At 56.6% G+C, this 25892-nt stretch carries 27 protein-coding genes and 1 pseudogene; 14 read left to right on the forward strand and 14 right to left on the reverse strand.

Annotated elements, in window-relative coordinates; genetic code table 11:
* Positions 1–135: 135 nt before the first annotated feature.
* The 13 genes and pseudogenes from KHO30_RS36605 to KHO30_RS36665 form a co-directional block, all read right to left on the reverse strand.
* Positions 136–807, reverse strand: a pseudogene (locus KHO30_RS36605) (c-type cytochrome); the annotation flags it as partial.
* 388 nt (positions 808–1195) lie between these two features.
* Positions 1196–2029 carry an IS21-like element helper ATPase IstB gene (istB, locus tag KHO30_RS36610; protein ID WP_211703849.1) on the reverse strand — a complete coding sequence of 278 codons (834 nt, stop codon included), beginning with the start codon at positions 2027–2029 and terminating at the stop codon, positions 1196–1198.
* Positions 2026–3540 (reverse strand): IS21 family transposase, encoded by a 1515-nt coding sequence (gene istA / locus KHO30_RS36615; protein WP_211703850.1) that lies wholly within the window; start codon positions 3538–3540, stop codon positions 2026–2028. Before istA ends, istB begins: the two co-directional genes overlap by 4 nt.
* A gap of 174 nt (positions 3541–3714) precedes the next feature.
* Positions 3715–4002, reverse strand: a complete 288-nt coding sequence (locus tag KHO30_RS39685; RefSeq protein WP_342345998.1) for a hypothetical protein — start codon at positions 4000–4002, stop codon at positions 3715–3717.
* Positions 4002–4763: a c-type cytochrome gene (locus KHO30_RS36625; RefSeq protein ID WP_244864232.1), complete on the reverse strand. Its 762-nt coding sequence runs from the start codon at positions 4761–4763 to the stop codon at positions 4002–4004. The genes KHO30_RS39685 and KHO30_RS36625 overlap by 1 nt, the downstream gene beginning before the upstream one ends.
* 87 nt (positions 4764–4850) lie before the next feature.
* Positions 4851–5864, reverse strand: coding sequence for a molybdate ABC transporter substrate-binding protein (locus KHO30_RS36630; RefSeq protein WP_211703851.1), 1014 nt, complete (start codon positions 5862–5864; stop codon positions 4851–4853).
* Between the two features lie 13 nt (positions 5865–5877).
* Positions 5878–6663: a thiosulfate dehydrogenase gene (tetH, locus tag KHO30_RS36635; protein WP_211703852.1), complete on the reverse strand. Its 786-nt coding sequence runs from the start codon at positions 6661–6663 to the stop codon at positions 5878–5880.
* Positions 6664–6728: 65 nt separating this feature from the next.
* A complete protein-coding gene (locus tag KHO30_RS36640; RefSeq protein ID WP_211703853.1) occupies positions 6729–7505 on the reverse strand; it encodes a substrate-binding domain-containing protein in 777 nt (258 codons plus the stop codon).
* The gene (locus KHO30_RS36645) at positions 7505–8317 is read right to left on the reverse strand and encodes a TlpA disulfide reductase family protein (protein ID WP_211703854.1); all 813 of its coding nucleotides are present in this window, start codon (positions 8315–8317) and stop codon (positions 7505–7507) included. The genes KHO30_RS36640 and KHO30_RS36645 overlap by 1 nt, the downstream gene beginning before the upstream one ends.
* 23 nt (positions 8318–8340) lie before the next feature.
* Positions 8341–8832, reverse strand: a complete 492-nt coding sequence (locus tag KHO30_RS36650) for a DsrE family protein (protein WP_211703855.1) — start codon at positions 8830–8832, stop codon at positions 8341–8343.
* Entirely contained in the window at positions 8829–9584 is a 756-nt protein-coding gene (locus KHO30_RS36655; protein WP_244864233.1) for a DsbC family protein, read from the reverse strand. The genes KHO30_RS36650 and KHO30_RS36655 overlap by 4 nt, the downstream gene beginning before the upstream one ends.
* Entirely contained in the window at positions 9581–10366 is a 786-nt protein-coding gene (locus KHO30_RS36660; RefSeq protein WP_211703856.1) for a sulfite exporter TauE/SafE family protein, read from the reverse strand. The genes KHO30_RS36655 and KHO30_RS36660 overlap by 4 nt, the downstream gene beginning before the upstream one ends.
* A 5-nt stretch (positions 10367–10371) precedes the next feature.
* Entirely contained in the window at positions 10372–11091 is a 720-nt protein-coding gene (locus tag KHO30_RS36665; protein ID WP_211703857.1) for an MBL fold metallo-hydrolase, read from the reverse strand.
* Between the two features lie 104 nt (positions 11092–11195).
* Here KHO30_RS36665 and KHO30_RS36670 point away from each other — a divergent pair, with 104 nt between their 5' ends.
* From KHO30_RS36670 to KHO30_RS36700, 7 genes are all read left to right on the forward strand, one after another.
* Entirely contained in the window at positions 11196–12458 is a 1263-nt protein-coding gene (locus KHO30_RS36670) for an NAD(P)/FAD-dependent oxidoreductase (RefSeq protein ID WP_211703858.1), read from the forward strand.
* Positions 12459–12480: 22 nt separating this feature from the next.
* Positions 12481–12945: a DUF2244 domain-containing protein gene (locus tag KHO30_RS36675; RefSeq protein WP_211703859.1), complete on the forward strand. Its 465-nt coding sequence runs from the start codon at positions 12481–12483 to the stop codon at positions 12943–12945.
* A gap of 51 nt (positions 12946–12996) precedes the next feature.
* Complete coding sequence (gene ctaD / locus KHO30_RS36680; protein ID WP_211703860.1) at positions 12997–14595, forward strand: cytochrome c oxidase subunit I; 1599 nt, start codon at positions 12997–12999, stop codon at positions 14593–14595.
* A gap of 42 nt (positions 14596–14637) precedes the next feature.
* Complete coding sequence (locus KHO30_RS36685) at positions 14638–15072, forward strand: protein tyrosine phosphatase family protein (protein ID WP_211703861.1); 435 nt, start codon at positions 14638–14640, stop codon at positions 15070–15072.
* 40 nt (positions 15073–15112) lie between these two features.
* Positions 15113–15547: a YeeE/YedE family protein gene (locus KHO30_RS36690; protein ID WP_211703862.1), complete on the forward strand. Its 435-nt coding sequence runs from the start codon at positions 15113–15115 to the stop codon at positions 15545–15547.
* A gap of 1 nt (position 15548) precedes the next feature.
* Positions 15549–15995: a YeeE/YedE family protein gene (locus tag KHO30_RS36695; RefSeq protein WP_211703863.1), complete on the forward strand. Its 447-nt coding sequence runs from the start codon at positions 15549–15551 to the stop codon at positions 15993–15995.
* A 1720-nt stretch (positions 15996–17715) separates the two neighbouring features.
* Entirely contained in the window at positions 17716–18729 is a 1014-nt protein-coding gene (locus tag KHO30_RS36700) for an IS110 family RNA-guided transposase (RefSeq protein WP_211703864.1), read from the forward strand.
* 544 nt (positions 18730–19273) lie between these two features.
* Here the strand turns inward: KHO30_RS36700 and KHO30_RS36705 are convergent.
* A complete protein-coding gene (locus KHO30_RS36705; protein ID WP_062085351.1) occupies positions 19274–20176 on the reverse strand; it encodes a LysR family transcriptional regulator in 903 nt (300 codons plus the stop codon).
* Positions 20177–20287: 111 nt separating this feature from the next.
* Between KHO30_RS36705 and KHO30_RS36710 the strand changes: the two genes are divergently transcribed.
* From KHO30_RS36710 to maiA, 7 genes are read left to right on the forward strand one after another with little or no spacing between them, the layout of a single operon-like run.
* A complete protein-coding gene (locus KHO30_RS36710; RefSeq protein ID WP_211703865.1) occupies positions 20288–21283 on the forward strand; it encodes a 2Fe-2S iron-sulfur cluster-binding protein in 996 nt (331 codons plus the stop codon).
* Positions 21284–21295: 12 nt separating this feature from the next.
* The gene (gene gtdA / locus KHO30_RS36715) at positions 21296–22339 is read left to right on the forward strand and encodes a gentisate 1,2-dioxygenase (protein ID WP_211703866.1); all 1044 of its coding nucleotides are present in this window, start codon (positions 21296–21298) and stop codon (positions 22337–22339) included.
* Positions 22340–22360: 21 nt separating this feature from the next.
* Positions 22361–23059, forward strand: a complete 699-nt coding sequence (locus KHO30_RS36720) for a fumarylacetoacetate hydrolase family protein (RefSeq protein ID WP_211703867.1) — start codon at positions 22361–22363, stop codon at positions 23057–23059.
* Between the two features lie 22 nt (positions 23060–23081).
* Complete coding sequence (locus tag KHO30_RS36725; RefSeq protein WP_211703868.1) at positions 23082–24338, forward strand: aromatic ring-hydroxylating dioxygenase subunit alpha; 1257 nt, start codon at positions 23082–23084, stop codon at positions 24336–24338.
* A 1-nt stretch (position 24339) separates the two neighbouring features.
* Entirely contained in the window at positions 24340–24813 is a 474-nt protein-coding gene (locus tag KHO30_RS36730) for an aromatic-ring-hydroxylating dioxygenase subunit beta (RefSeq protein ID WP_211703869.1), read from the forward strand.
* 7 nt (positions 24814–24820) lie between these two features.
* Positions 24821–25135, forward strand: coding sequence for a non-heme iron oxygenase ferredoxin subunit (locus tag KHO30_RS36735; protein ID WP_211703870.1), 315 nt, complete (start codon positions 24821–24823; stop codon positions 25133–25135).
* Positions 25136–25153: 18 nt separating this feature from the next.
* The gene (gene maiA / locus KHO30_RS36740; protein WP_211703871.1) at positions 25154–25855 is read left to right on the forward strand and encodes a maleylacetoacetate isomerase; all 702 of its coding nucleotides are present in this window, start codon (positions 25154–25156) and stop codon (positions 25853–25855) included.
* The last annotated feature ends 37 nt before the right edge of the window (positions 25856–25892 follow it).

Below are 25892 nucleotides of genomic sequence, written 5' to 3' on the forward strand. Positions count from 1 at the left end.
AGAAAACTCCTTGCGCCGGTATCGGCCTAGGTGAGATCGGTCTCTTCCGTGTGCAGCGAAAAGATGCAGGCAAGATGCATTTCGCAAAGTTAGTTAGGGAACGACAGGTCGCTCAACGCATGACCGGGAACTCGCTTAAGGCGCTCCTAACACCCTTCCGTTCACCGTTTGACCGTACATTGAGTGGGGCGAGTCGTGGTATTTGGTGCGCGTTGCCTCGACTGACCCGGAATAACGCGGATCTTGTGGTCGATCCTGACTATCCATGAAAGTCGCGACGTCCCATGCTTGCTGATCCGTGAGTGTTCCGCCCAGGCCCAATGGCATGTTCGCCTTGATGAAGCCGGCGGCATTCTGAATCTCCCCCATTCCTGCACCCCAGTTAAAGGAATGCGCGCCCCATAAAGGTGGGAAAACAGTCTTTCCCCCGCTTGATTGGCCTTGGCCATCTGCCGCATGACACAATGCGCAATGCTGCGCGTAGATTTGGCTGCCACGCGTGTAGTCGGCCTTCTGCGCCGGTGGCGCAAGCTTCGGATAACCCTGGCCCGGCAATTTTTCGCCTACTGGCGCTCCTTTAGCGAGCCAGTAAGCATAGGTTTCCAGCGCAACCAGTACCGGATCGCCAAGCGGTGGTGCTTTGCCATTCATGCTGTAGCGAAAGCATCCTTGCATCCGCTCAGCAAACGAATTGACGTGACCGTTTTTACTGCGATAGGCCGGGTACACGAGGTACGCGGCCCACAGCGGACTTGAATTGGGTTTGCGTCCTGCGTCCAGATGGCAACTAGCGCAGTTCAATGAGTTGCTGTGGCGCGACGATCTGGATGAGAGACGCGCGACAATCAGCTTGAGAATGTCGCGGCAGGAATGATGATGCCGATGTTGATTGAGGCTGGCAAGCGTTTATTGATTGACGCGCGGTTTTGATTGACGCTGGCGACCGGGTGTCGCGCGACAATCAAGATGAGGAGTTCAGTCGTTGAGGATTACTGTGTAACGCGTGACGCTGCAGGTAGTCTGGCCGCGCGACAATCAGGATAAGAATGGGGTGGCGTGGGTAATGACGCTGGTGTTGATTGACGCCGGCGAGCTTGGGCTGCCAGCCGCGCGTCAATCTGGATGAGAACAGCGCGTCAGTCGGTGAGGTCGATGCTGTAACGCGTGACGATGGCTTTGAGCACGCGTTGTCCCTTCATTGTTGATCCTCCTGTGTCGGCGGCACGCCGACGTTCTTTGGTGTCGCTCGACTGGCCGGGCGTCCCGGGCCCTGCTGCTTGCGCTGCAGGGCCGTACGCCGACGGTAGCTTTCGACGTTCAGCTCGAAGATCGTCGAGTGATGGACCAGCCGGTCGACAGCGGCCACCGTCATGGCCCGGTCGGGGAAGACCTTCTCCCATTCGCCGAACGGCTGGTTGGCCGTTATGCAAAGAGAACGGCGCTCATACCTGGCGCTGATGAGTTCGAACAGCACCGACGTCTCGGCCTGATCCTTGCTGACATAGGCGAGATCATCGAGGACAACCAAATCGAAGCGATCCAGCCGATTGATGGCGGACTCCAGAGCGAGCTCGCGGCGCGCGACCTGCAACCGCTGTACGAGGTCGGTAGTGCGAGCGAAGAGGACCTTCCAGCCCTTCTCCAGCAGGCTCAGTCCAATGGCCGACGACAAGTGCGACTTGCCACCGCCACTCGGCCCCAGAAGAATCAGGTTGGTGCCGTTGCGCAACCAGCCGTCGCCAGCGCAAAGCGCCGAGACGTGCGCCCGGGACACCATCGGCACCGCGTCGAAGTCGAAGTTCTCCAGCGTCTTGCCCGGCAGCAGCTTGGCGTCCCTGAGGTGACGTTCGACCCGGCGTCGATCGCGCTCGGCAATCTCGTGTTCGGCCAGTGCCATCAGCAGGCGTGCCGCTGGCCAGCCTTCCGTGTCGGATCGCTCGGCGAAGCTGGACCAGATTTGCTTGATGGCGGGCAGGCGCAAATCGTTGAGCAGCAGCGAAAGGCGGGTGGCGTCGATGTCGAGACTCATGCTGCTACCTCCGTTGCCATGTCAAGCAGGGCTTCGTAGTCGCTCAGCGCGGCGAGCTGGATGTTCACCTCCGGCATGCTGCTCGTGGGCTCGACTTCGAAGCGCGAACACAGTGCGTCCAGATCGGGTAACTGTCCGTCGTCCAGACACTGCTGCAGTGCCTGGGCCAGTTGCGCTTCGCAGTTGTGCTCGTGGGCGAGGCTAAGCAGTTCAACCATGGTCCTGCATGCCTGGCGCTCCGGGAGCTGCTCGAGCAGGCGATCGAAGCTCAGGCGATAAGCCTCGCGCGGAAAGATCTGATCGCGATAGACCAGGTTGACCAGCGCCATGGGCTTGCGGCGCAGCGCATGGATGACGTGCCGGTAGTTGATGACGTGGCCGTGCTTGCCATTGGGGCCCGCACGGCCGCGCTGCAGTGTCATCAGGGCCGTGCCGCCCAGGAACAGCTCCAGGCGGTCGTCATACAGCCGTACGCGCAGGTGATGGCCAATCAGTCGTGACGGGACGGTATAGAACACCTTGCGCAGGACGAAGCCGCAGGTGGTCGTGACGTACACGCGGGTTTCCTCGTAGTCGCACGTACGCTGGACCGGAAGCGGCTGAAGCAGTGCCCGCTCGGCCTCAATGCGTTTGCCATTACGCGCGTTGATTCGACCGACGATCTCGTCGATGAAGCGGCGATAGGAATCGAGATCGTCGAAGTCGTGACTGCCGCGCAGAAGCAACGCATCACGCACTGCGTTCTTGAGGTGGCCATGAGGGCTCTCGATGGAGCCGTTCTCGTGGGCAACACCACGGTTGTTGCGTGTGGGCTGCATGCCGTAGTGGGCGCACAGCGCATCGTAACGCGTGGTCAGATCCTTGCGCGCGTCGGCATCAAGATTGCGGAACGCCGCCGACAGGCTGTCGCTGCGGTGCTCGCGCGGTGCGCCTCCGAGTGCCCAGATGGCGTTCTGCAGCCCTTCGGCCAGCGCGACATAGCTCTCGCCGCCGAGAATGACGTGAGCGTGCTCAAAGCCCGAGCAGGCCAGCCGGAAGTGATAGAGACGGTGGTCCAGCGTGACACCCGCCACGGTGATGCCCAGGCTGTCCATCTCGGTGAAGTCGGACAAGCCTAGCTGACCGGGCTGGTGTACCTGACGGAACATGACGTCACATTCCTCGCCATGGAGTGCGCGCCAGTCGCGAATACGCCGCTCGAGAGTGCGACGCACGCTGCCCGGGAGGTCGGGATGGCGCCGAAGCATCTCGTCGAGTACGGCTATCGGCCGGATGCCGGGAGCAGACTGGAGCAGCGGCACGATCTCGGTATCAAAGATCGCGGCCAGCGGATCGGCCCGGCGACGCCCGCGCGGGGCCTTCTTCTGCGATGGCAATCGCGGATCCTCTTCGATGCGATAGCCCGTGGCGACGCTGAACCCAGCGCGCGCAGCCGCCTTGGGCGGCCCCTCCTTGAGTCGGTACTTCATGTAGAGCCTCATCTGATGGTCGTTGATGTGTCGGCCGGGCAACTCAGCCTCCCTTCGCTACATGGAAGAGCTGTTCATACCCGATTTACCGCGACCACCGACAAGGCACTCCCGACGGGGGGAGCTCCTCGGCGCGGCGTTGCGGCAGCGGTTCCGGGCTACGCCCTCCACCGCTGCCGCAACGCCAGTGCTCTCATCCCGATTGACGCGCTGCTCTCATCTTGTTTGACGCGCGGCAGAGTTGCCGACATACTTCCCGGCGAACTCTTGCGTGTGCGTAAAAATCTGCTCGCCGAGCTTGATCGACTTGCCGAAGTCGTTGGTGGGCATCGTCGCTTCCGCGGGTGGCGTGAACGGTTTTGCAGGCGCGGAGGAAGGCGACTTTGCCGTGGCCTGGGGCGTCGGAGGGTCGGCTGCATATGCGATGCCACCGAGCGCACCGTACACGAGGAATATCCCGGTGTTTAATTTAAACGCTTTGTGCCACCAAGTTTGACGGATCATTATTTGCTCCCGACTGTTGCCGCGCTTGTGGGACTCGCAGCAATACCGGCGTAATAGGCGGCGACTGCCGTGATATCGGCGTCGGATAGTTTGCTGACCACCACGGGCATAAGCGCCAAGGGTCCCGGCGGACGCGCGCCTTTTTTCCATCCGTGCAATTGATTTTCGATATATATGGCAGGCTGTCCGGCAAGCGGTGGGAACACCGTGCCAACGCCAACACCTCCGGGTCCGTGACATTGGACGCATGCGGGCAGGCCTTGATCCCAGCGCCCACGGGTTGCAATCCACGCGCCGAGATCCGATGGCTTAACAGATGGGTTGTCATCGCGACGTATGCCTGTGGGCACCGGCAACGAACTGAAGTAGAGCGCAACTGCAGTGCGTCCATTTGACGACAGCAGTTTTGCGAATGGTTGCATGATCGTGCTTTGGCGTTCACCGCCCGCGAACGCCGACAATTGCTCGGACAGGTAAGCCGCGTTGACACCGGCGAGGCGCGGAAAGCCAGCTGCGGCATTGCCTTCGCCTTTTGCGCCATGGCAACTGATGCATGCGGCGACACCCTTGGCCGTGCCTTGAGTGGCGATTGTCTTGCCAACCATCATGTCGTCGGCCCGGGCGGCCACAACGGTGCCAAGGGTAAGCGTCACAACGCACGCTACACGAAACACTCTCGTCAATCTCGGTTTAACTGAATTGCCCATGTCTCCTCCTGGTGATGCTGTATTTCGTTTCCGTGGACCGGAAATCTTGGTCATCCGTTGGTACCGCTGGCGTCGATGAAAAAATGTTGGAATCTGCAGACCCTCGTTTTCCACAGCGGAAAGCCGGCCCAACGCGCGCGCTTAGTGGCTCATCGCATCGTCCTTTTCCGGCTCGAACTTACCGAATCCGTAGCGTTTAAAGATGTCGAAAGCCGCAGGCGAGCTGATAAACGCCAGCCATGTGCGAGCCGCCACCGGATGTGCTGCCCCCTTGACTTCGGCGCCGGCGTAGATTGCGGTCGTATTCTGTGCATCGGGAATGTCCACATGGCCGATGGCATGTCCGGTCTGTTCCTGGAACAACGCCTCGGATTTCCAGACGACGCCAGCATCCGCTCGGTCCTGCATCAGAAAAAGGGTGGTCTGCCGATGATGGATGTGGGTGAGTTCGGTGGTGCCGGCCCGTGCTTTATCGTCGTAGACCGCTTTCGCGAGCGCGTCGCCACCTGCCTTGATAAGCGACGACTTGATTTGTCGCGCGACGCCCTCGAACGCTGGGTTGGGCATCGCCAGTCGTAAGGCTGGCTGAGCGAGATCGGTCAGTGACGCGATGTTTTTTGGGTTTCCCTTTTGCACCATGATCGTCAACTGGTTGGTCACATAAGGGACCGCGGGCGCTGCAAGCGTGCCGTCTGCAATTAACTCTTTGACCTTCCCAAGCCCAGCGAAATAAGCGTCGGGCTTCACAGTCCACGTCATGTTGCCCACCGTGATCGTGCCGCCAGCCTTCATCTGCTTGACTAGAAGTCCGGGCGGAATGGTTTCCCAAAATATGCGCCCGCGGTACGCGGGGTTATCTTTCTCGAATTGTTCGACCAACGGCGCCATCGCGAAAAAATAGTTGCCGCCTACAAAGAGGACAAGTTTGGGCGAGCTCAGGTCGCCATGGAAATCGGCCAGCACATCGACTTGTGGAACGGTGAAATTCAACCCTCGATCAAGTGCGTCGTTGTTCTTACCTTGCTGCCACGGCGGGAATACATCATCAGAAGCGGATGCCGCCCACGTGCTGCTTTGCGCTCCGAACGAAGAAGCGGCGAGGACAGTCAGCGCGAGCTTTCGGAAGCGCACACGCGAGTCGGGTGAAGTAAGCATTAGAATGACCTTTTCATTTGGCGTAATGGAAGCCGACCTGCTGAAGCTCAGGTAACGTCCCCACCGCACCCGGCGTCACGATTGCGCTCGGGATGACGTGATTGGTCAACTCTGCGGCAAGTGCATCAAGGGGCAGCTTGTCAGGATTATTATTTGCGCCGATGAGCTTCTCGGCCAGCTCCCAAATCGCGTTGTGACACGATAAAAAGACGACGCCTCGTCGTTGCAATGCGGGAATGCTGTTGTCATGAGAAGAATACGCGCCATCAGCACGCTCATGCCCCTCGCCCTGCGCACTCGCTGGCTTATCTTCCAACAAAGAGTTAGTGGTCAGTTTGCCATCTGCCATTTTCGCCAACCCATACTTGTCCCACATCATCTGATCAAACAACGCCAGATGCGCGGAGCCATGGGTCGCTGACACAACCAGGAATTCCGGATGTTTGAATGACCAGATCTGAGCATTGAGCGAATTACGCATCAGGTTGAGCCAGGGTCCGCCGATCTCGGTGTTGTCCCACACTTGCCGTTCGCCCCCGCGATAGCCAAGCACTTGCGTCAACGCTTCGTGGTCCCACTGGTCGGGTTGTTCGAGGATCATCGGCACGGTTTTGAAATCACGTCGCCTTGGCGCAAGCGCCAAGGCCTTTGTCAGTTGCGCAAGTTTGGTGGCGCCCGTCGGCAAGAGTGCGGCGGCGTCGGCCGCGCGCGCCTGCGACTGACCGGTCGCGCTCAGAATCACCGTGCCGGCTGCGATGCCAAAGGTCTTTAAAGCGGTGCGTCGATTTTGTTGAGTCATGTCACTGTCTCCCAAGTGGTGGTTTCTAAAACCGGGCTGTCATGCGCCCGGTTGGGGTCGCGTCGTCAGGGCGTTGTCTTCCAGCCCCACTTGGCAAAGATGGCCGCACCTTGCTTGGATTTCAGAAAATCAACGAATTGTTTGGAAGCGGGCTGATCGGCACCACGGCGGGTGATTGCCACGCCAGTATCTCGATAGATCGCGTATTTGGGTTCTATCGGAACGACATCAGCGAGAGACGGATTCGCCACTTGCCAGATGTTCCAGATTAGCCAGACATCGATATCAGGTTGATCGACCCAGGTTTGCTTGGCGAGTGCGCTGTTCTTTGCGTAGCCGACAATATTTGCACGTAGTGCCTTGACTTGACCGATATTGCCGGTGCGGCCGGCCACGTCTTCCCACAACCCACCCTGTCCGGAGCCGTTCACGACCAGCACCTTTACACCTGGCTTCAATAAATCCGTAAAGCGCGCGATGTGTTTGGGGTTGCCTGGGCGCACAAGCATGGCCGCGGGGCGCAGGTAGAGCGGCTCAGCCGCGCTTGCTGTCAGTTGATCACCCATCGCGTCGACGAAGTCCGACATCATTGCTTCAGATCCGCTATAAATGACGTCGGCGTTTTCTTTGGCCTTGTCAATCCAGGCCGGCGTTGGGCCCGCGGTCACACTCACGGCGATACCGGTATTCTTTTGGAACGTGGCCGCGGCTTCCTTGATGGCAGGGGCCGGGCCACCCGGCCCGTACACGTTCAGTGTCGTTTGGGAATAACTGTTTGCCGACACCGCCAGTAAGGCAACGCCTAAGGTCGCACACAGTTTTCGAATTTTCACGTGATTCATCAATCGTCCTTCGAGATAGCAAGTGGGTAAAACTGCTTGAGTGCCTGGTCGAAGGTCGCTTTCGAAAAGGGACCCAGATGCGCGGCTAACAAGCGACCTTTATTGTCGTAGAACAGCGTGGTCGGAAAGCCCACCGCCCCGACCGCTTTCGCAACGGCACGGGCGGGATCAAGCAGGGAATTACGAATGTGAAGGTCATGTGAGACCAGATAGCTTTCAACAAGATTAGACGTTTCGCCCTGATTGACGAACACCATATGCACGTGTGGATGATCGAGCTGAGCTCGCGCGAGTACCGGCATTTCCGCCTGACACGGGCCGCACCACGACGCCCATAAGTTGACGACAGTCGGGCGCCCATCCCCTTTCGTGAGAGGCTGCGAGTCCCCCTCATGATTCATCAATGCAATCACTGGAAGGAATTCAGGCGTCTTCGAAAATTCGGCAGCGGCGTTGGCCACGCCCCAAACGAGTACGCCTGACGACAGGGCAACCATAAGAGGCTTGCGGATGGCAGGGGAACGGTAGAAAAAGCGGGCTGCCACGCAAAGTCCGGCGACAGCGCCGGAGATAAGATCGAACCCCAGGTCGCGAAAATCGAACATCTTCAGGAAATCGTCTTGGAAGTCGGGAAAGAAGCGGATAACGTAGGACAGACGAGCGATGAGCAACCCAACCCAAACGCTTGTGAAGATCGCTTTTTGAAGACGCGCCTCACCGCGACCTATGAATTGCGCAACACTCAACGCCACCGCGACGCTGAATATAAATATCAGCGGATGCAGGGGTAACGCGATGGGCCCGACGTTCATGACAACCCCATGCTTCTTGCCATCTACAGCGGCATCAAGCTATATCCATCATGTTGCAAAACGGTAATGGTCGTTAGCGCCGAGAGCGATCGCGTGACACCGGGCAGAAGTGCGTCAATCGTGAAGCCGTTTGCGATCAACGACTGCGCACATACGGACACTTCCACCCCTGCGCGCTGAATCGCTGCGATCAGATTCGCGTTAGGGTTCGGCGTTCCGTCGTACGCCTGATGGTGCGGATCCTGAAGGACGCTTGCTGTGGCCTCGCCATGGATAATAGCCACGCAGGTAAGCTGACTTAGGCTAACGCCCGACATGCTGTAGAGGTTTACAGCACGCGCTACGCGCTCAAGACCCGCATTCGTTGCTTCGCGGCTCTTGCTTGGGCCGCTTACGGAAAAGACGATTTTGTAGGAAGCATTCACATCCGGCAAATGGGCCGCGCCCTCAATCCAGTGTGACTTGCCGTACTCCACGATAGGGCCGGTAGGGGGCATGGCGGGTGTGTTTGTCATAATTTCCCCGCGTCGAGCCCGGTATTGAGTTGGTCGAGCGAAAGCGCACCGACGCGGCGCTGCCCATTAGCGAACACGATAGTCGGCGTACCTTCGATCCCCATGCCATGCGCGAGGGCCAGATTGCTGGTTATGGCGGATTCCTTGCATCCACTAGCAGAAGCAGGTTTGATCCCGCTGATCATCCAGGCATTCCACGCGGCAGATGCATCCTTCGAGCACCAGATCGCCTCTGACATCGGCTTCGAATCAGGCCTGAGAATGGGGAACAGGAAGGTATAGATCGTAACGTCGTCGAGCTTTTGCATTGTCTGCTCGAGTTTCTTGCAGTAGGGGCAGTATGGATCCGCAAACACTGCCATCTTACGGGTGCCATTGCCCTTTACGGTCTTGATAGCGTTGCTAAGCGGCAAGCTCGCGAAGTCAATCTTCTCGTCCTGCTGTAGCTTTGCTTCGGTCAGGTTTTTGCGCGTGCGACTCTCGATGAGTTGGCCAACCAGAAGGTATTTCGCACTCGCGTCTGTATAGATAATCTGTTTGCCAACATTGACCTCATACAATCCATCAAGCGGCGTCGCTGCGACTGACGTGACATCCACATCGGGCCCCAGGTTTTGGCGCAACGCAGCCTGCATTTGCGAGGCGCTGGGCGCATCCGCAGCAAAGCTTGAAGACGCGCCGATCAAGGTAGCAACGGTTATCACAACACCACGCTGTAAAGTCATCGTTAATCCGGAAAGTAAAATTTTCATCGTGCCTGCCAAGCGTGGTACACCATGTACGCCGCAACTGAAATGATCATTGCGGAAAAGACAAGGTTCAAGGCTCCGCGCTTGCGCGAGAGATGGCTTGCCGCTCGTGTGCCAAGCAGCCCGCCGACAACGCCGCCCCCCACGAACTCAGCGGCTACCAGCCAATCCACTTGACCCGAAATCGAATAATTGACCGCGGTCGTAAGGCCAAATGATCCAACGGCGAATAGCGAAGTACCGATTGCGTCGACGATCTGCATGCGACCGGCGAACATCAAGCCCGGTACCACTAGAAATCCCCCGCCAATGCCAAAGAACCCCGACAGGCTCCCTGCACCGAGACCCGTTCCACACAAGCGCGGATAAGGTGTCGGATAAACAGTAGAGGCTGCTGCCATCGCTGGTCGAGGGCGGAGCATTAAGAACGCGACAAAGCACATCAGGAACGCGAAGTAGGTCAATAATTTCTGCCCATCGACGAGCTTGCCGATTGTCGACCCCAACGTTGCCCCGAGTACGCCGCTCGCAGCGAACGCAAAGGCGGGGCCCCAGCGTACGTGTCCGGCACGCGCGTGAGGGATCATGTTGATGTAGGCGCTTGCTGCCACGGCGAGGGCCGCAGTACCGATTGCGACGTGCGGGTTATGGACCCCAACGACATAAAGGATGAGGGGCACGGCGAGGATCGAGCCGCCTCCCCCGACAAGTCCCAGTGAAAAACTGACGAACCCGCCGCAGAGTGCGGCAGCAATACCCTGAGTGAAAGCAGTAGAGGCGAACATCTCAATTAGCCTTGACGCTTGGCGAGTGTCGATGGCTGGCCGCACGCGAGATTCGCTGGGATGGCAACGTCCATCATTTTCGGATTGGGCAGATGCAAGTTGTTCATGATGTCGACGTATTCGCTTTCCGTCTTGCCGGCAAGCCGCGGATTAAAGTGCCTTTCCTCGCCAATGCTGGATGCCGTCCAACCCTTGTAGTCGTGGGCCGGATAAAGTGTTGTCGTGTCAGGTAGCTTGAAGAGCTTATTGACAATCGAGTCCCACGATCGATGTGCATCTCCGCCTTGGAAATCCGTACGTCCGCTTCCGCGAATGAGTAGTACGTCACCCGTAAAGACAGCGCGTGGCGCGTTTGGATTCAGGACAAAGCTAAATGATTCATCTGTATGTCCGGGCGTGTAAATTGCCCTCAAAGCGATACCGTCAACCTGCACGACCTCATCTTCGCGCACGTGCTGAGAAACGCAGTGGGCCTGCGACAATTCGCCCATGATCGTCGTGCAATATGTGATGTCGCGCAGGTCCCCCAGAGCGGTAATGTGATCCGCGTGCGTGTGGGTATCGATGGCATGAACGAGCGTCAGATCCAACTCTTTGATCACTTTCAGGTACTGCTCGAGTTGGTCCTTGACTGGATCGATGATGACGGCTTCCCCCCCGACTCGAGAGGCAAGTACGTAGGTGTACGTACTTGATGTGCAATCGAAAAGTTGTCGGAAAAGCATCGCCTTATAACCTCATAAAAAACTCTATATTACTTTTGTGTATAAGCTTATATCTGGATAGAATATAGTATTGAAAGCGTCGAAAGTCAACTGGAGGAAGGGTTATGGCTACGAATCTGAGCGTTCGCACGTCATACAGCGTGGTGATTGTGGGCGGAGGAGCGGGAGGAGTAAGTGTTGCCGCGCGCCTTAAACGCATGAGTAATATTCTCGACGTTGCTGTGGTGGACCCGTCAGAATTTCATTACTACCAACCGGCGTGGACATTGGTCGGCGGTGGCCAGTTCGACATCGCCAAGACTCGTCGGTCGATGCGCGACTGTATGCCAGCAGGCGTTGAGTTTGTTCCCGGGCGCGTAACAGCATTCGAGCCGGAGCACAACGCGGTGGTGCTGGAAGGGGGAGCCAGGATCGGCTACAAATTCCTGGTGGTCGCCGCCGGCATTCAGCTCGACTGGGATGGCATCGAAGGTCTAATCGACACGCTTGGGAAAAACGATGTGACGAGTAACTACCGATTCGATCTGGCGCCCTACACGTGGCAGTGTATTCAGCAGTTCAAGGGCGGCACGGCGCTCTTTACGCAGCCCCCCATGCCCATCAAATGCGCGGGCGCTCCACAAAAGATCTTGTATCTAGCAGCCGACTATTTCCGAAAAAACCGGATCGCGGCGGATATCCGCTTTATGACGCCGGGTCCCTCCATGTTCGGCGTGCCGTTCTACGCGAAGGCGCTTGAGAGCGTAATGCGCGCTTACCAAGCGAAACCCTGCTTTGGTCAGAAACTGGTGCGGGTTGATGGACCATCAAAGACGGCGTATTTCGAAGTAACGACGGACGGCATCAAATCGGTTCAGGACACGAAGTTCGACATGTTGCACGTTGTACCGCCGCAAAGCGCGCCACGGTTCATTCGCGAAAGCCCGCTCGCAGATGCCGCAGGCTGGGTCGAAGTCGATAAAGCGACACTTCGTCACACGCGGTTCGCGAACATCTTTGGCATCGGCGATTGCACATCGACGCCAAACAGTAAGACCGCCGCGGCCGTTAAAAATCAAATGCCGGTGGTCGCCAAGAATTTGATGGCCGCACTCACCGGGCGCGGTGAAACCATGACCTACGACGGTTGCGCGTCCTGCCCGCTGACCACGTCTGCCGGCAAGGTCATGCTGGCCGAGTTTTGCTATGACGGCGTGGTCACGCCAAGTTTCCCGATGGATCCGCGCTCACCACGAAAGATTTACTGGTGGCTCAAACAATCGTTCCTTCCTTATTTGTATTGGAATATCGTGATCAAAGGCAAACGGTGGCCGCTCACGCACAAGCGCAGAGATTTTCCCGAGGCCCTACCGACAATCAACCCGTAAGTCGACGGTGCTGGGGTGAAATATGGCGGGTGCAGGAGAACAGGATGTTGCCGCTGTCTGGATGCTCAAACGCAATTGCGCGATCACGCCGAAGCAGTTTGGCGTGTTCTATTGCTCGCTCGCGACCGTCTCGCTATCGATCGCTGCCTTCTGGACAGCCTTGGGCGCATGGACGGTGCTTCCATTCGCCGGCATCGATCTGATTGCTGTGGGTAGCGCATTTTTGGTCTATGCACGACATGCGACAGATTACGAGCGCATTGTTATATCACCCGGGCATTTGATCATTGAAACTGTGCAGGCTTCACACATCACAGTGATTGAGCTAAACCCCCGATGGATTCGAATTGGTCTGGAGGACAAGCCTCGTCCAAAGATCGAAATTCGTAGCGCCGGACAGGTCGTTCTCGTGGGCACCCATGTGCCCGTGCATCAACGCGCAGTCATTGCAGGCGAAATGCGGCGGTGCGTCGCGCGGCTTGCCTAAATTAATTTGAACACCTGACATTGAAAAGCCGTACGGTTAACTGGAGCTACCATGAGTACCACCACGCACGATCATGTAGTTGGCCACGACGAAGGGCACGCCATCCCAACCGGATGGCGGCGGTGGGTCTTTGCGACGAACCACAAAGACATCGGGACGATGTACCTGCTGTTCTCGTTCGTGATGTTCTTATCGGGTGGGGTGATGGCGCTGGCGATTCGCGCCGAGCTGTTCGAACCGGGCATGCAGTTGATGCGCCCGGAATTCTTCAATCAGCTCACGACCATGCATGGACTCGAGATGATTTTCGGCGCGATCATGCCGGCCTTCGTCGGATTTGCGAACTGGATGGTGCCGCTTGAGATCGGCGCATCCGACATGGCATTCGCCCGGATGAATAATTTCAGTTTTTGGTTACTGCCCGTTGCAGCCATCATGTTGACGGCCACGTTTTTTATGCCCGGTGGCGCACCCGCAGGCGGGTGGACGATGTATGCACCGTTGTCTACGCAGATGGGCCCGGGCATGGATATGACGATCTTCGCCATCCACTTGATGGGAGCGTCATCGATCATGGGCGGAATCAACATTGTCGTCACCATCCTGAACATGCGTGCGCCAGGCATGACGATGATGAAGATGCCCATGTTCTGCTGGACCTGGTTGGTCACCGCTTTCTTGTTGATCGCGGTCATGCCGGTCCTCGCGGGGGCAGTCACCATGCTCCTGTTCGATCGGCATTTCGGCACATCATTTTTTAACGCCGCTGGCGGCGGAGACCCAGTGCTTTACCAGCACGTCTTCTGGTTCTTCGGCCATCCCGAGGTGTACATCATGATCTTGCCAGGGTTTGGCGTGGTGTCACAGGTTATTCCAGCGTTCGCCCGCAAACCTCTTTTTGGCTACGCATCGATGGTCTATGCGACCGCGTCAATTGCGATTCTGTCGTTCATGGTATGGGCGCATCACATGTTTGCGACCGGCATGCCGGTTACCGGGCAGCTGTTCTTCATGTACTCAACCATGCTCATCGCGATTCCGACTGGCGTGAAAGTGTTCAACTGGGTCGCCACCATGTGGCGTGGATCGCTGTCCTTTGAGACCCCGATGCTGTTCGCCATCGGCTTTATCTTCGTGTTCACCGTCGGCGGCTTTACGGGACTGATTCTTTCCCTCGCACCGCTGGATATCCAGATGCATGGGACCTACTACGTCGTGGCGCACTTTCATTACGTACTGGTCGCAGGGTCGCTCTTCTCGCTGTTCGCCGGATGGTATTTCTGGGCGCCCAAGTGGACGGGCAAGATGTATAACGAGACGCGCGGCAAAATCCATTTTTGGGTATCAATGATTGCCTTCAACGTGACCTTTTTCCCAATGCACTTTTTGGGCCTTGCCGGCATGCCGCGAAGGTACGCCGACTATCCGGCGCAGTTTACCGATTTCAACCAGATTGCGACCATTGGCGCTTTTTTCTTCGGGCTGGCGCAGGTGTATTTTCTCTTTGCGGTGGCGCTGCCCTGCTACGCCCGTTCGAAAGAGTTGTTAGACGCCCCGGACAAACCATGGGACGGAGCTGAGGGACTTGAATGGACGGTGCCAAGCCCAGCGCCGTTCCACACCTTTGAGAACCCGCCCGAAGTTGTTTGATGGCAATAAGCACAGAAACCCTTAACTACTGCGTATTAGACAATGAGCGACCTCATACCGAATTTCAAACAACCAACGGCTGACATTGCTACCGGTGGACAACCGTCCCTCGATCAGTTGGCCCGCGTGAGCGACTATGGCTTTCGGTCCATCTTAAATCTAAGACCGGCCACCGAAAATGCGGGACTCGACGAACACGCCGAGGTTGTGAGGCTGGGAATGAAATACCACCATCTTCCTGTCGCTATGGCCAACGATCTCACACGTAGCGCGGCAGCCGAACTTGGTCGAATACTCGGTGATAAGGCCAATCTGCCAATCCTGGTGCATTGCGGATCCGGAAATCGGGTGGGGGCCTTGTTTGCACTTCGTGCTGCATGGATCGACGGTGCGTCCACGGAGGATGCGATCAACATAGGCCAGCAATACGGGCTGACGAAAATGGAAGATGACGTACGTCGGATCCTGACAAAATAACAGCTTATTTAGATATGCATACGATCAAGGGATGCCAAAGATGATGATCGACTGGGTCAATTTCACGCCAGCGCGATCGCTGGCCGGGGGCGCGATGATCGGGCTGTCCGCAGCACTTTTTATGCTGCTCAACGGGCGCATCGCGGGAGTCAGCGGAATACTGGGCGGCCTTCTGAGCGTTGACGGTTGGCGCGAAGGATGGCGAGTTTCCTTCGTTGCAGGGTTGCTTGTCGCCGCGACGCTTTTCATGCTGGTGGCTCCGTTGCCGCCTATCGTCATTCGGTCAAGTACGTGGACCTTGGTCGTCGGAGGCCTGTTGGTCGGATTTGGCACGAGGGCGGCAAGCGGATGTACGAGCGGCCACGGCGTGTGCGGCCTTTCACGTGGGTCAATCCGCTCGTTGGCCGCGACGTCGACGTTTATGGTCGCTGGCTTTGCAACGGTATGGATCGTGCGGCATGGGTGGGGTGCATAGGATGCGAAACGTAAGTTCTTTCTTACTCGGGACGTTGTTTGGGCTAGGGTTGATTATTTCGGGCATGGCCAATCCGGAAAAAGTACTCGGTTTTCTCGACATTGGGGGCCAGTGGGATCCATCGCTCGGCTTCGTGATGATCGGTGCGATCGCTATTGCGTCAGTTGGATTTTATGCAAGTCGGCGGATCAAGAAACCACTCCTTGCAGAGCGAAAGCACCTCCCCGCACAGCAACAGATTGACGGACAATTGCTCGTTGGAAGCGCCGTGTTCGGCCTCGGATGGGGCGTCGCTGGATTTTGCCCGGGACCCGCGGTAGTTGCTGTGGGTGCGGCAAAGAGCGGGGCCATCATCTTTCTTGCTGCTATGCTCGTCGGAATGTTGATTTTTAAAAAGGTAAATGCATGGCGAGAGCAAACAAGAAATTCGAGAAGAGCGGTAAGCTGACGCACCCCGAAAACGTTGAATTCAAAAAAAGCCCGGCTTTTGCGGCCGGGCCAAAGAGAGTGATCGGAAGCGAGCGCTATGGGTACGTACGTCATTCGTACCAACTGCGTAGCGCCGCCACCGATCAATCGCGTGGTCGGTACAGGTTACTTGTCAACTGCAGACCCTCCTGCCCATGTTAGATGCTACGATGTGAGGCTACATGATTTTACTTAAGTAGTACTGAATGGTCCATTGGCTTTTCCCCTTGAAGCGATCATTGTCTTTTCCAAGCGACCCGCAGATCCATAGTTGACACACCCACCAAAGGATCTTCATAACGGACCAGAAGCCTTCATGTTATCGTTGGTTGCATGTTCTCGACTGTCGCGACGACCATTAATGATGCTGGTACCTGGAAAAAGAAGGAACACAAAGGATCGGCCCTAGTATCGCGGCCAAGGCTGTAATTGAACCCAGCCGTCTCGAAGTGAGTTCCGCTTCGGGTGGAAACGGCGAAAAGAAGAATCGTTCGGATAGGCGAAAGGTGTTTGGACGTCTACAGCCCCAGCAGGACTAGTATTCGCTCCTGCGGCTTCGGGCATTATCATCTGTGCGCTAAACGCGACCCACGTCATCGCAAATGGGACCAACAGCACCCGCGAGATGGACCGCATATAAACTCCGTGTCGACGCTTCGCGTGGAAGGGTCAAAGAGACGCCCGGGCATAGCAGGTAATGTTCGAGACATTGCAACGCTACTGAGCTTATCCGCAACTAACGCGAGGTGCAGTTGCTTGGGATGGATAGTGATTCTTATTGCCGGGTTGCCTACGCAACCGAGCAGTTGCATCGATTTGCGCCTCGACACGCTCCCGCGCGCTTAACTTCTGCATCGTAGCCGGTTGCATCGATCGTGGTTGATTGACAGCACATACCACAGTCTTTCCGTCACGCAAATGAACAGTCATGGTGTATGCGGCCCGGGTTGCGCCGAAAGCTGATCCGACAGCGGTGTAAAGTGCCAGAAACGCGACTAATGCTTGAATTGGTCTACGCATTTTACTACTCCTTAACCCGTGAATGAAGTTACGTGAACCTATGATCCACCTGTATTGCTTAACGGATCCTTATCGCATTTCACTGCGGGTGCTGAAGTTTTGGGAATGGTGTAAACAACTTATTTCCTCCTTTGTGGAAGTCATTTCCCTCGAGTTAATGCCGACGTCCAATACGCTTCCGCGCAAGTAGCCAACAAGCCCTACGTTTTTAGCACGATAGTCAAAGGTGCGAGCGCGTGTTGGCTACCACGCCATATCGTCAGGTCGCCACGAGAGCAGAATTGGCTACTTTACGTATGAATCACATAAAGCAGCATGAACGTTTGACAAAAATAAAGAGCTGCGAAACGAACGACGCAGCAAATGACGTCCGATCACATATTCTCCGCGAAAACTGGACAGCAATTCTTGACGATCCGAGGGGCGTTGTCGACAGGTCGCTCTTGGTGGGCGGACTCGGACCTTACTGCCAGCCACCGCTACCGGCGTACCGACTTTTGCCAGTGACACCTTTATTTCGCGTCTGCAAACGCTTTTGTGCCGAGGCCGGGGCGGCACGTGAGTCGCGGTAGCGTTGCGAGTTGATAATCATTGAAAGGCCTCCTGGCCGCCCAGAGAAGGGGGCGGCCAGGGTCTAGAGTTGGGATGCAACGCTCAACCGACCCGTTCAGGAGGCTGAAATGAAGTTTAGCGGAATTGATCTGCACTCGAACAACGCCGTGGTCGCCGTGATCGACGACCAGGATCGGGTGCTGTACTGCAAGCGGCTGACCAATGATCTCGGACTAATTGTGGCAGCTCTCGCGCCTTATCAGGCTGAGCTAGAGGGAGTGGTGGTGGAGGCGACGTTCAACTGGTACTGGCTCGTTGACGGACTGACGGCTGCCGGCTTCGCCGTACATCTGGCCAATACCGCAGCGATCAAGCAGTACGAGGGCCTGAAGTATGCCGGCGACGAACGTGACGCGGTGTTCCTGGCTCACATCTTCCGTCTTGGACTGCTCCCTGAAGGCTATATCTACCCACCACAGGAGCGCGCGTTGCGCGATCTCGCCCGCAAGCGGCTGCAACTTGTGCAGCAACGAACGCTGCACATCCTGAGTATTGAGAGCCTGCTGGCCAGACAGATCAACCTGCGAATGAACGGCGAACACATCCAGCGAATGGACGATGCAGCGGTACACGCACTTGCGCTACCGCCGCATGTCGAGCGCGCGATGATGGCCAACATGGCGGTGCTGCGCACGTTGCGCAGCGAAATTACTGCGCTTGAGACGATCCTGCATCAGGAGGCACAGCTACGCCCCGAGTTCGAGACCCTGAAGAGCACGCCCGGCATCGGAAACGTGCTCGCTGTCACGATCATGCTTGAGACCGGCACCATCACGCGATTTGCCGACGTCGGCCACTTCAGTTCCTATTGCCGATGCGTTGACAGCAAGCGGATCTCGAACGGCAAGAAAAAGGGCGAAGGCAACGTCAAGAACGGCAACAAGTATCTCGCCTGGGCGTTCATCGAAGCCGCCGCAGTGGCGCTGCGTTGCTGCCCGCAGGCAAGACGCTTTTATGAACGCAAGAAGGCAAAGCGCTTGCCGGTTGTCGCGATGAAGGCACTCGCGCACAAGCTGGCGCGTGCGGCCTATTACATGATGCGTGACGGCAAACCCTTCGAGGTTAAACGATGCTTTAGCTAAGTTTGGCGGGGGGCCGAGAGCCCGGTAAATTTGTTGGCGTCAAACCATTGAGTTGATTGCGCCCGACCCCCGGCCATCCCGATGCAGCGAACCCTGAGACGCCCAGGCCATGAGCCGACAACAGTCTGGTGCCTGCGCGCGGGCAACCATGGAATTGACGTGTACTCCTTTGGACATTGGCCTGGCACCGACGATTTTCTGGAGCTCGAATGAGCCAGGGGCGACGGCCAGAACACCGGCACACGCCTTGATCCCGATGGGTGACTGGTGCGGATCAGTTCCGTAGCCAGACGATGAGAAACCGGACGCGTCATCAAGCTTCGCATCACCAGGATGGCTAAAACGATTCTACAACGCTGCAAGGCCTGACCCTTGAGGGGATAGATATATCCCTTTACTCCGGCCTTTCAATGGGTGAGAATATTATTGACGCAACGGTGACAGTATTAATTTGGTCTACGGCACGATCGGAATTTGGTGCGGTACCGCCGTGGCTGACTCACCACGCAGACTCACCACGCGGGAAGCCTTGCGTTCGGATACCCTATTCGGCGAAATGCTCGAAAATGAGCGACCGCAACCACCGATTTGCTGGGTCCCGGTGATAGCGCTTATGCCATAAGAGGTTGATTTGGATATTAGGCAGGCTGACCGGATGGGTAGCGTACTTTAGGCCGAAGAACGTGGCGCTTCGCTGGGCGAATTTTTCCGGCACGGTGGCAATGAGGTTCGTCTTCGACAGGATGTCCGCCACCGCGACAAAGTGTGGCACGTGCAGACGTACATTCCGCTGGATTCCAGATTGCGCCATGATGTCATCTATTCGCCCGTGTCCCGTGCCAGCCGACACTACGATGACATGTTCAGCCGAAGAGAAATCTTCCAAAGAGACGGACCCTCGATCAATGGGATGGCCCGCGCGGAACATGCAGACGTAACGCTGGGTGAAGAGTCTCTGCTGATAGAAGCTGGTGGTTAGCTTGGGCAGGTGACCAATTGCCAGGTCTACCCTGCCGGATTCCATTTCATCTTCGAGTCGTGAGCCAGCGTCGAAGACCGTGCTGATCGTCGCGGTCGGAGCCGCCTGGCTGAGCACTTCCATGAAGCCCGGCAGGAAATAAATCTCGCCGAGGTCCGTCATTGTTAATACAAAGTTACGGTCGCTGGTTTTGGGTTCAAAGGTTGACCGTCGATTGAGCGTGACGTGTATGGACGAGAGTGCGTAGGCGATAGGCTCAGCGAGTTCCTCCGCGACGGGAGTCGGCGCCATGCCTCTTGCCGTCCGCACGAAAAGCTCATCATCAAATAGTCGCCTGAGGCGATTCAACGCATTGCTAACCGCCGGCTGTGAGAGGCCGAGCGCGGTTGCGGCAGTTGACACTTTCCCGTCTTTGATCAACTGCTGGAAGACGACTAGCAGGTTGAGGTCAACGTCCTTCAGGTCCATAAGTGGAGCCTTTATTCATGCCATTGATAGTTGATATTGATGACCTTCTATTGGTGAATTATAGCGGGCAAGCCATGATGAAGCATCAACAATTCGAACTGCGGAGACGTGATGGAGCTACACATACTTCCTGCCGGAAAGACAGTAACTTTTGAGGAGGGCGCCAATCTCCTCGACGTGTTGCAGCGGAACGACGTATCTGTGTCCTACAGTTGCTCGGCAGGGCGGTGTGGTACCTGTCGCTGCAAAGTCATCAAAGGTCAGGTAATTCAGAATCAGAGCGCTAGCACGATGCCCCAGGCGTTGCTGTCTGACGATCATCCGCAGGTTCTCGCATGCCAGGCAACGCTGATCGAAAACTGCGTCATCGAGATTCCCGAACCGGATGAGATTGTCATTCACCCGGCCAAGATCCTGAAGGCAACCGTAGAGGAAATCGAGAACCTTACGCACGACATTAAACTCCTGCGGCTACGTCCGGCTAAATCGATTTCATTTTCGCCAGGACAATACGCTTCCTTGCAGTTTACGCCGGAACATGTTCGCCCCTATTCGATGGCGGGACTCGACAGCGACGAGTTATTGGAGTTTCACATTCGTCTAATGCCTGAGGGCCGAGTTAGCAGTTACGTTGCGCACTCGCTCCGTGTCGGAGACACGGTCCGGCTGAGTGGTCCACTTGGCACGTCGTATCTGCGTCGCAAACATGAAGGCCCGATGCTCTGCGTCGCCGGAGGGACGGGCCTTGCTCCCGTGTTGTCCATCATTCGCGGCGCCTTGTCCACTGGCATGCGCAACCCCATACACCTGTATTTCGGAGTTCGGTCGGCCGAGGACGTCTATGGGCAAGAGCGTCTGGCTGATTTGGCAAAACGGTATCCAAATTTGCATGTGAACGTGACGGTTGCATCAGGCCTTACAGCTAACCGTCAGCGAAAGGGAGTTGTGACTGATGCGGTTTTCTCGGACTGGGAGGATTTAACCGGTTGGCGTGCCTATTTGTGCGGCGCACCGCCGATGGTAGAAGCGGCCACAGTGGCTTTGCGCGGCCGGGGACTGCGCCCCGAGCACATTCATGCAGATGCATTCTATACGACCGGAATATGACAGGAGGCGACCATGAGTGTTTCAGCCAATGAAGTGGCGAACGAGAGGCGGCGTTACTACGAGAAGATTGCGGAAAAGAGCATGACTCCGCTGTGGGAGGTCTTGCATTCGCTCGTCCCGCTTCACCCTGTATCCTCCATCCAGCCGCACCTCTGGCGCTACTCTGACTTAAGAGACGACCTGATGGAAGCCGGGCAATTGATTTCGGCGCAGGAGGCGGAGCGCCGCGTACTCATCCTCGAGAATCCCGGTGTTCGCGGGCAGTCCCGAATCACGCAGAGCATATACGCGGGCTTGCAACTCATCCTCCCCGGCGAAATCGCCCCTTCCCATCGGCACGCTCAATCAGCTTTGCGGCTCGTTCTCGACGGAGAGGGCGCATACACCACAGTCGACGGCGAGCGCACAACGATGCACCGTGGAGACTTCATCATTACGCCTTCCAACACGTGGCATGACCATGGGAACGAGGGCGATCAGCCTGTTGTCTGGCTCGATGGGTTGGACATCCCGCTGGTACAGTTTCTGGGCGCCGGATTCGCTGAGAAGAGCAGTCTCGAAACGCAAATCTCGACTCGGCCAGAGGGCGATGCGCTTTCGCGCTATGGGCGCAACATGCTTCCCGTGGACTTCCGGCAGTCGGCGTCCGAGCCAACGCGCTTGTTCGTCTACCCGTACGCGCAGACGAAGGACGCACTGCATGGGATAGCCGGAGGAGCCATCGATGCTCATTTCGGATACAAGCTGCGCTATGTAAATCCTGCCACCGGTGCCTCCCCAATGCCGACCATGGGCGCCTATGCGCAACTGTTGCCAATGGGTTTTGAGACGAAGGGATACCGTAGTACGGACGGTACCGTGTTCGCCTGTCTCGAAGGTTCCGGCATCGCGGGAATTGGCGACAACACGTTCTCCTTTGATGCAAACGATGTCTTCGTGGTTCCTTCGTGGACCAACCTGAGCCTGCGTGCCGTAGACGATGTTGTTCTCTTCAGTCTTTCGGATCGTCCAGTGCAAGAAGCACTCGGTCTGTGGCGCGAACAGCGACTTCAGTAACTCTCTCTAAATCAGGTTGCCATGCAATTCGTCTTTAACGCCGCCCCAATTTACTCGTTGGAGGTGGCCGGTACATCAGCGCGTTTCCCGGTGAATCGCATTTTCTGCGTTGGCCGCAACTATGCGGCGCATGCACGCGAGATGGGCAAGGATCCAGATCGCGAACCGCCGTTCTTCTTCATGAAGCCGTCGAATGCGACTTTGCCGGCGGGCCGGATCGAGACGTCGATTCCCTATCCTCCGGAAACTCAAAACTTCCAACACGAGATTGAACTGGTGGTGGCGATTGGGAAAGGGGGAAAAAACATCGGCGTTGACGACGCACTGGAGCACGTCTATGGCTACGCGGTTGGTTTGGACATGACACGCCGGGACCTGCAGCTTGAAGCACGGGACAAAGGTCGGCCATGGGAATTCGGAAAGTCGTTTGCGAAGTCCGCCCCCATTGGTGCCATCGCGCGAGTCGCAGACGTGGGGCATTTGAAGCAAGGCGCCATCTCCTTAAAGGTGAACGGTGCGGTGCGGCAGGCATCCGACATCGCGAAGTTGATCTGGTCTGTACAGGAGAGCATTGCGCATCTTTCTCGCTACGAGACACTCGAGCCCGGAGATATCATCATGACCGGCACCCCCGAAGGCGTCGGTGCCGTCTTGCCGGGCGATGTGATGGAGGGCGCGGTCGCTGGGCTGGAGTCAATTGTCGTGCGTGTCGAAAGGTAATGCGCAAACAAGGAGACGAGACATGGAAATGCCAATTGTATTCAGCCCGAAACGGGTATGGCGCGACGAAGGATCGAGCCGTATCCCATTCTGGGCATATACCGACGAAGCGCTGTACCAACGAGAACTCGAAAGACTCTTTTATTCGAAGCACTGGTGTTACGTTGGTCTGGAAGCGGAGATTCCGGATGTAGGCGACTTCAAACGTACCGTTATCGGCGAACGCTCTGTATTGCTGGTTCGAGACGAGAACGCAGGCGTCAACGTCATTGAGAATGTCTGTGCGCACCGCGGTATGCGATTCTGCCGCGAAAGGTCAGGAAACCGAAAGGATTTTCACTGTCCGTATCATCAATGGAACTACTCGCTGAAGGGCGATCTCCAGGGCGTTCCGTTTCGGCGTGGCGTTAAGCAAGATGGAAAGGTCAACGGTGGCATGCCACCGGATTTCAAGCTGGAAGAGCATGGCCTGACGAAGTTGAAAGTGGCGACGCGCAACGGTGTCGTGTTTGCGTCGTTCGATCATGACATCGAGCCGCTTGAAGATTTCCTGGGGCCGGCTATTCTCAGCTATTTTGACCGCTTGTTCGACGGCCGGGAACTGAAGATTCTCGGATACAGCCGGCAACGCATTCCGGGGAACTGGAAGCTAATGCAGGAGAACATTAAGGATCCGTATCACCCCGGTTTGCTGCACACATGGTTCGTCAACTTCGGCTTGTGGCGTGCCGACAATAAATCTCAACTGGTGATGGATGAGAAGTTCAGACACGCCGCAATGATTTCCACACGCGGGCCGGGCGGCAAAGGAGATGTTACCTCCAATGTCACGAGCTTCAAGGAGCATATGACGCTCAATGACGATCGTTTTCTGGATGTGGTCCACGAGGAATGGTGGGGAGCGCCCACGGCAGTCCTGATGACGATTTTCCCCAGCGTCATCATCCAGCAACAGGTTAACTCTGTTTCGACACGTCATATTCAGCCAAACGGCCACGGTTCATTCGACTTCATCTGGACTCACTTCGGTTTTGCGAGCGACACGGACGACATGACCCGACGCCGTTTGCGCCAGGCCAATCTGTTCGGACCAGCGGGCTTCGTGTCCGCGGATGACGGCGAAGTGATTGAGGGCTCACAGGAGGGCTTTAAGCAGAAGCCTGAGCATCGAGCTATTGCCGAACTAGGTGGGCGAGATTGCGAGAACACGAATCACATGGTCAGCGAAACGTTGATTCGAGGAATGTACAACTATTGGCGCAGCGTAATGGAGGTGTGAGATGGTTGACTTCGATACGTACTATGGCATCGTCTCGCTCTATGCGCGCTATGCAGCGGTCCTGGATGCGAATGATTGGGGCAAATGGCCTGACTTCTTCACCGATGACTGCACGTATAAATTGCAGCCCCGGGAGAATTTCGACGGCGGCTTTCCACTGGCGACGCTCGCCTTCGAGAGTAAAGGTATGCTCATGGACCGGGTTTTCGCGATTCGGGAGACGCTGTTTCACGACCCGTACTATCAGCGGCACGTGATCGGTGCTCCTGTCATCAAAGAGGTCGAGGAGGGCGCTGTTGTCTGCGAGGCCAATTATGTGGTCATGCGAACCAAACGGGATCAGTTATCCGAAGTGTTCAATGTGGGGCGGTACGTGGACAGAATCGTCACGGTCAACGATAGACCCGTATTCGCGTCGAAGTTGTGCGTCTTTGATAGCGAAATGATACCTAACTCGATTATCTACCCGGTTTGAGGTCACAATGAGCGGCAACTGGATTTTTGTGGCACAACGCGCTGTCGTGCCGGACGATGACGTGGTGGCGATTCAGGTGGAGGCGCGCGAACTCGCGTTCTACGGTGTCGATGGGACTGTCTACGCGACAGATAACTTCTGCACGCACGGGCATGCCAGATTGTGTGACGGCTTCCTCGAAGGTCATGAAATTGAGTGTCCGTTGCATCAAGGGAAATTTGACGTTCGCACAGGCAATGCGTTGTGCGCGCCGTTGATTGAGGGCATTAAATCCTATCCGATCAAAGTGGAAGATGGAAAAGTCTTCGTTTTGATCGATTAGGTTCTGCACCGAGCCTGCATGACCAATCTTATTGGCCAGTACGAACAATACGCCGAAGAATTCATCGTGAAACCTGTCTTCTACAATTACTTTCGAAGCTCCGCGTCCTACCGGGTGAGAATTGCGCTTGCCCTGAAGGGTATTCCATTCGATTACCTGCCAATCCATCTTAACCGGAATGGCGGCGAACAGTTCTCTCCAGAGTACCGGAGCATAAACCCGCAATCACTAGTCCCAGTGTTTGTCGAGGGAAGCTTTGCGTTGAGCCAATCGCTTGCGATCATCGAGTATCTGGACGAGAAATTTCCTCAACCTCCGTTGTTGCCAAAGGCGATGCACGAGCGAGCACACAGCAGGGAAATAGCATTGACCATTGCGTGCGATATTCATCCGCTCAACAATCTTCGGGTGCTGAAGGCACTCACCGGTGAATTCGGTCTTACGGAAGACGCGAAGCATCAATGGATAGCGCGCTGGATTGAGAGCGGCTTCGGTGGTGTCGAGACGTTGTTATCTCAATCGAACCTGCGGGGGCGGTTCTGTATCGGTGATTTGCCGACGCTCGCTGATTGTTGTCTCGTACCGCAGATTTTTAACGCCCGGCGTTTTGGCATTGACATGAGCCACTATCCGACGCTTGAAGCAATTGAGGCTGAGTGCATGAAGCTTGATGCTTTCAGAGCGGCGCATCCAGGCACGCAACCGGATTCGGAGGGATAGGGCGAATAGTCGAGATTTGTTCCCGGGCGTGCAAGCC

Source organism: Paraburkholderia aspalathi, assembly GCF_905220735.1.
Taxonomy (GTDB): Bacteria; Pseudomonadota; Gammaproteobacteria; order Burkholderiales; family Burkholderiaceae; genus Paraburkholderia; species Paraburkholderia aspalathi.

Coding starts and splice junctions, on each gene's coding strand:
- KHO30_RS36735 (WP_211703870.1), top strand. CDS start 24,821: ATGAGCGGCAACTGGATTTTTGTGGCACAACGCGCTGTCGTGCCGGAC.
- KHO30_RS36645 (WP_211703854.1), bottom strand. CDS start 8,317: ATGAACGTCGGGCCCATCGCGTTACCCCTGCATCCGCTGATATTTATA.
- KHO30_RS36710 (WP_211703865.1), top strand. CDS start 20,288: ATGGAGCTACACATACTTCCTGCCGGAAAGACAGTAACTTTTGAGGAG.
- KHO30_RS36670 (WP_211703858.1), top strand. CDS start 11,196: ATGGCTACGAATCTGAGCGTTCGCACGTCATACAGCGTGGTGATTGTG.
- KHO30_RS36650 (WP_211703855.1), bottom strand. CDS start 8,832: ATGACAAACACACCCGCCATGCCCCCTACCGGCCCTATCGTGGAGTAC.
- KHO30_RS36705 (WP_062085351.1), bottom strand. CDS start 20,176: ATGGACCTGAAGGACGTTGACCTCAACCTGCTAGTCGTCTTCCAGCAG.
- KHO30_RS36725 (WP_211703868.1), top strand. CDS start 23,082: ATGGAAATGCCAATTGTATTCAGCCCGAAACGGGTATGGCGCGACGAA.
- KHO30_RS36700 (WP_211703864.1), top strand. CDS start 17,716: ATGAAGTTTAGCGGAATTGATCTGCACTCGAACAACGCCGTGGTCGCC.
- KHO30_RS36625 (WP_244864232.1), bottom strand. CDS start 4,763: ATGACCAAGATTTCCGGTCCACGGAAACGAAATACAGCATCACCAGGA.
- KHO30_RS36630 (WP_211703851.1), bottom strand. CDS start 5,864: ATGCTTACTTCACCCGACTCGCGTGTGCGCTTCCGAAAGCTCGCGCTG.
- ctaD (WP_211703860.1), top strand. CDS start 12,997: ATGAGTACCACCACGCACGATCATGTAGTTGGCCACGACGAAGGGCAC.
- KHO30_RS36720 (WP_211703867.1), top strand. CDS start 22,361: ATGCAATTCGTCTTTAACGCCGCCCCAATTTACTCGTTGGAGGTGGCC.
- istB (WP_211703849.1), bottom strand. CDS start 2,029: ATGAGTCTCGACATCGACGCCACCCGCCTTTCGCTGCTGCTCAACGAT.
- KHO30_RS36695 (WP_211703863.1), top strand. CDS start 15,549: ATGCGAAACGTAAGTTCTTTCTTACTCGGGACGTTGTTTGGGCTAGGG.
- KHO30_RS36685 (WP_211703861.1), top strand. CDS start 14,638: ATGAGCGACCTCATACCGAATTTCAAACAACCAACGGCTGACATTGCT.
- KHO30_RS36665 (WP_211703857.1), bottom strand. CDS start 11,091: ATGCTTTTCCGACAACTTTTCGATTGCACATCAAGTACGTACACCTAC.
- KHO30_RS36730 (WP_211703869.1), top strand. CDS start 24,340: ATGGTTGACTTCGATACGTACTATGGCATCGTCTCGCTCTATGCGCGC.
- gtdA (WP_211703866.1), top strand. CDS start 21,296: ATGAGTGTTTCAGCCAATGAAGTGGCGAACGAGAGGCGGCGTTACTAC.
- KHO30_RS36690 (WP_211703862.1), top strand. CDS start 15,113: ATGATGATCGACTGGGTCAATTTCACGCCAGCGCGATCGCTGGCCGGG.
- maiA (WP_211703871.1), top strand. CDS start 25,154: ATGACCAATCTTATTGGCCAGTACGAACAATACGCCGAAGAATTCATC.
- KHO30_RS39685 (WP_342345998.1), bottom strand. CDS start 4,002: ATGATCCGTCAAACTTGGTGGCACAAAGCGTTTAAATTAAACACCGGG.
- KHO30_RS36655 (WP_244864233.1), bottom strand. CDS start 9,584: ATGAAAATTTTACTTTCCGGATTAACGATGACTTTACAGCGTGGTGTT.
- KHO30_RS36675 (WP_211703859.1), top strand. CDS start 12,481: ATGGCGGGTGCAGGAGAACAGGATGTTGCCGCTGTCTGGATGCTCAAA.
- KHO30_RS36640 (WP_211703853.1), bottom strand. CDS start 7,505: ATGAATCACGTGAAAATTCGAAAACTGTGTGCGACCTTAGGCGTTGCC.
- KHO30_RS36660 (WP_211703856.1), bottom strand. CDS start 10,366: ATGTTCGCCTCTACTGCTTTCACTCAGGGTATTGCTGCCGCACTCTGC.
- tetH (WP_211703852.1), bottom strand. CDS start 6,663: ATGACTCAACAAAATCGACGCACCGCTTTAAAGACCTTTGGCATCGCA.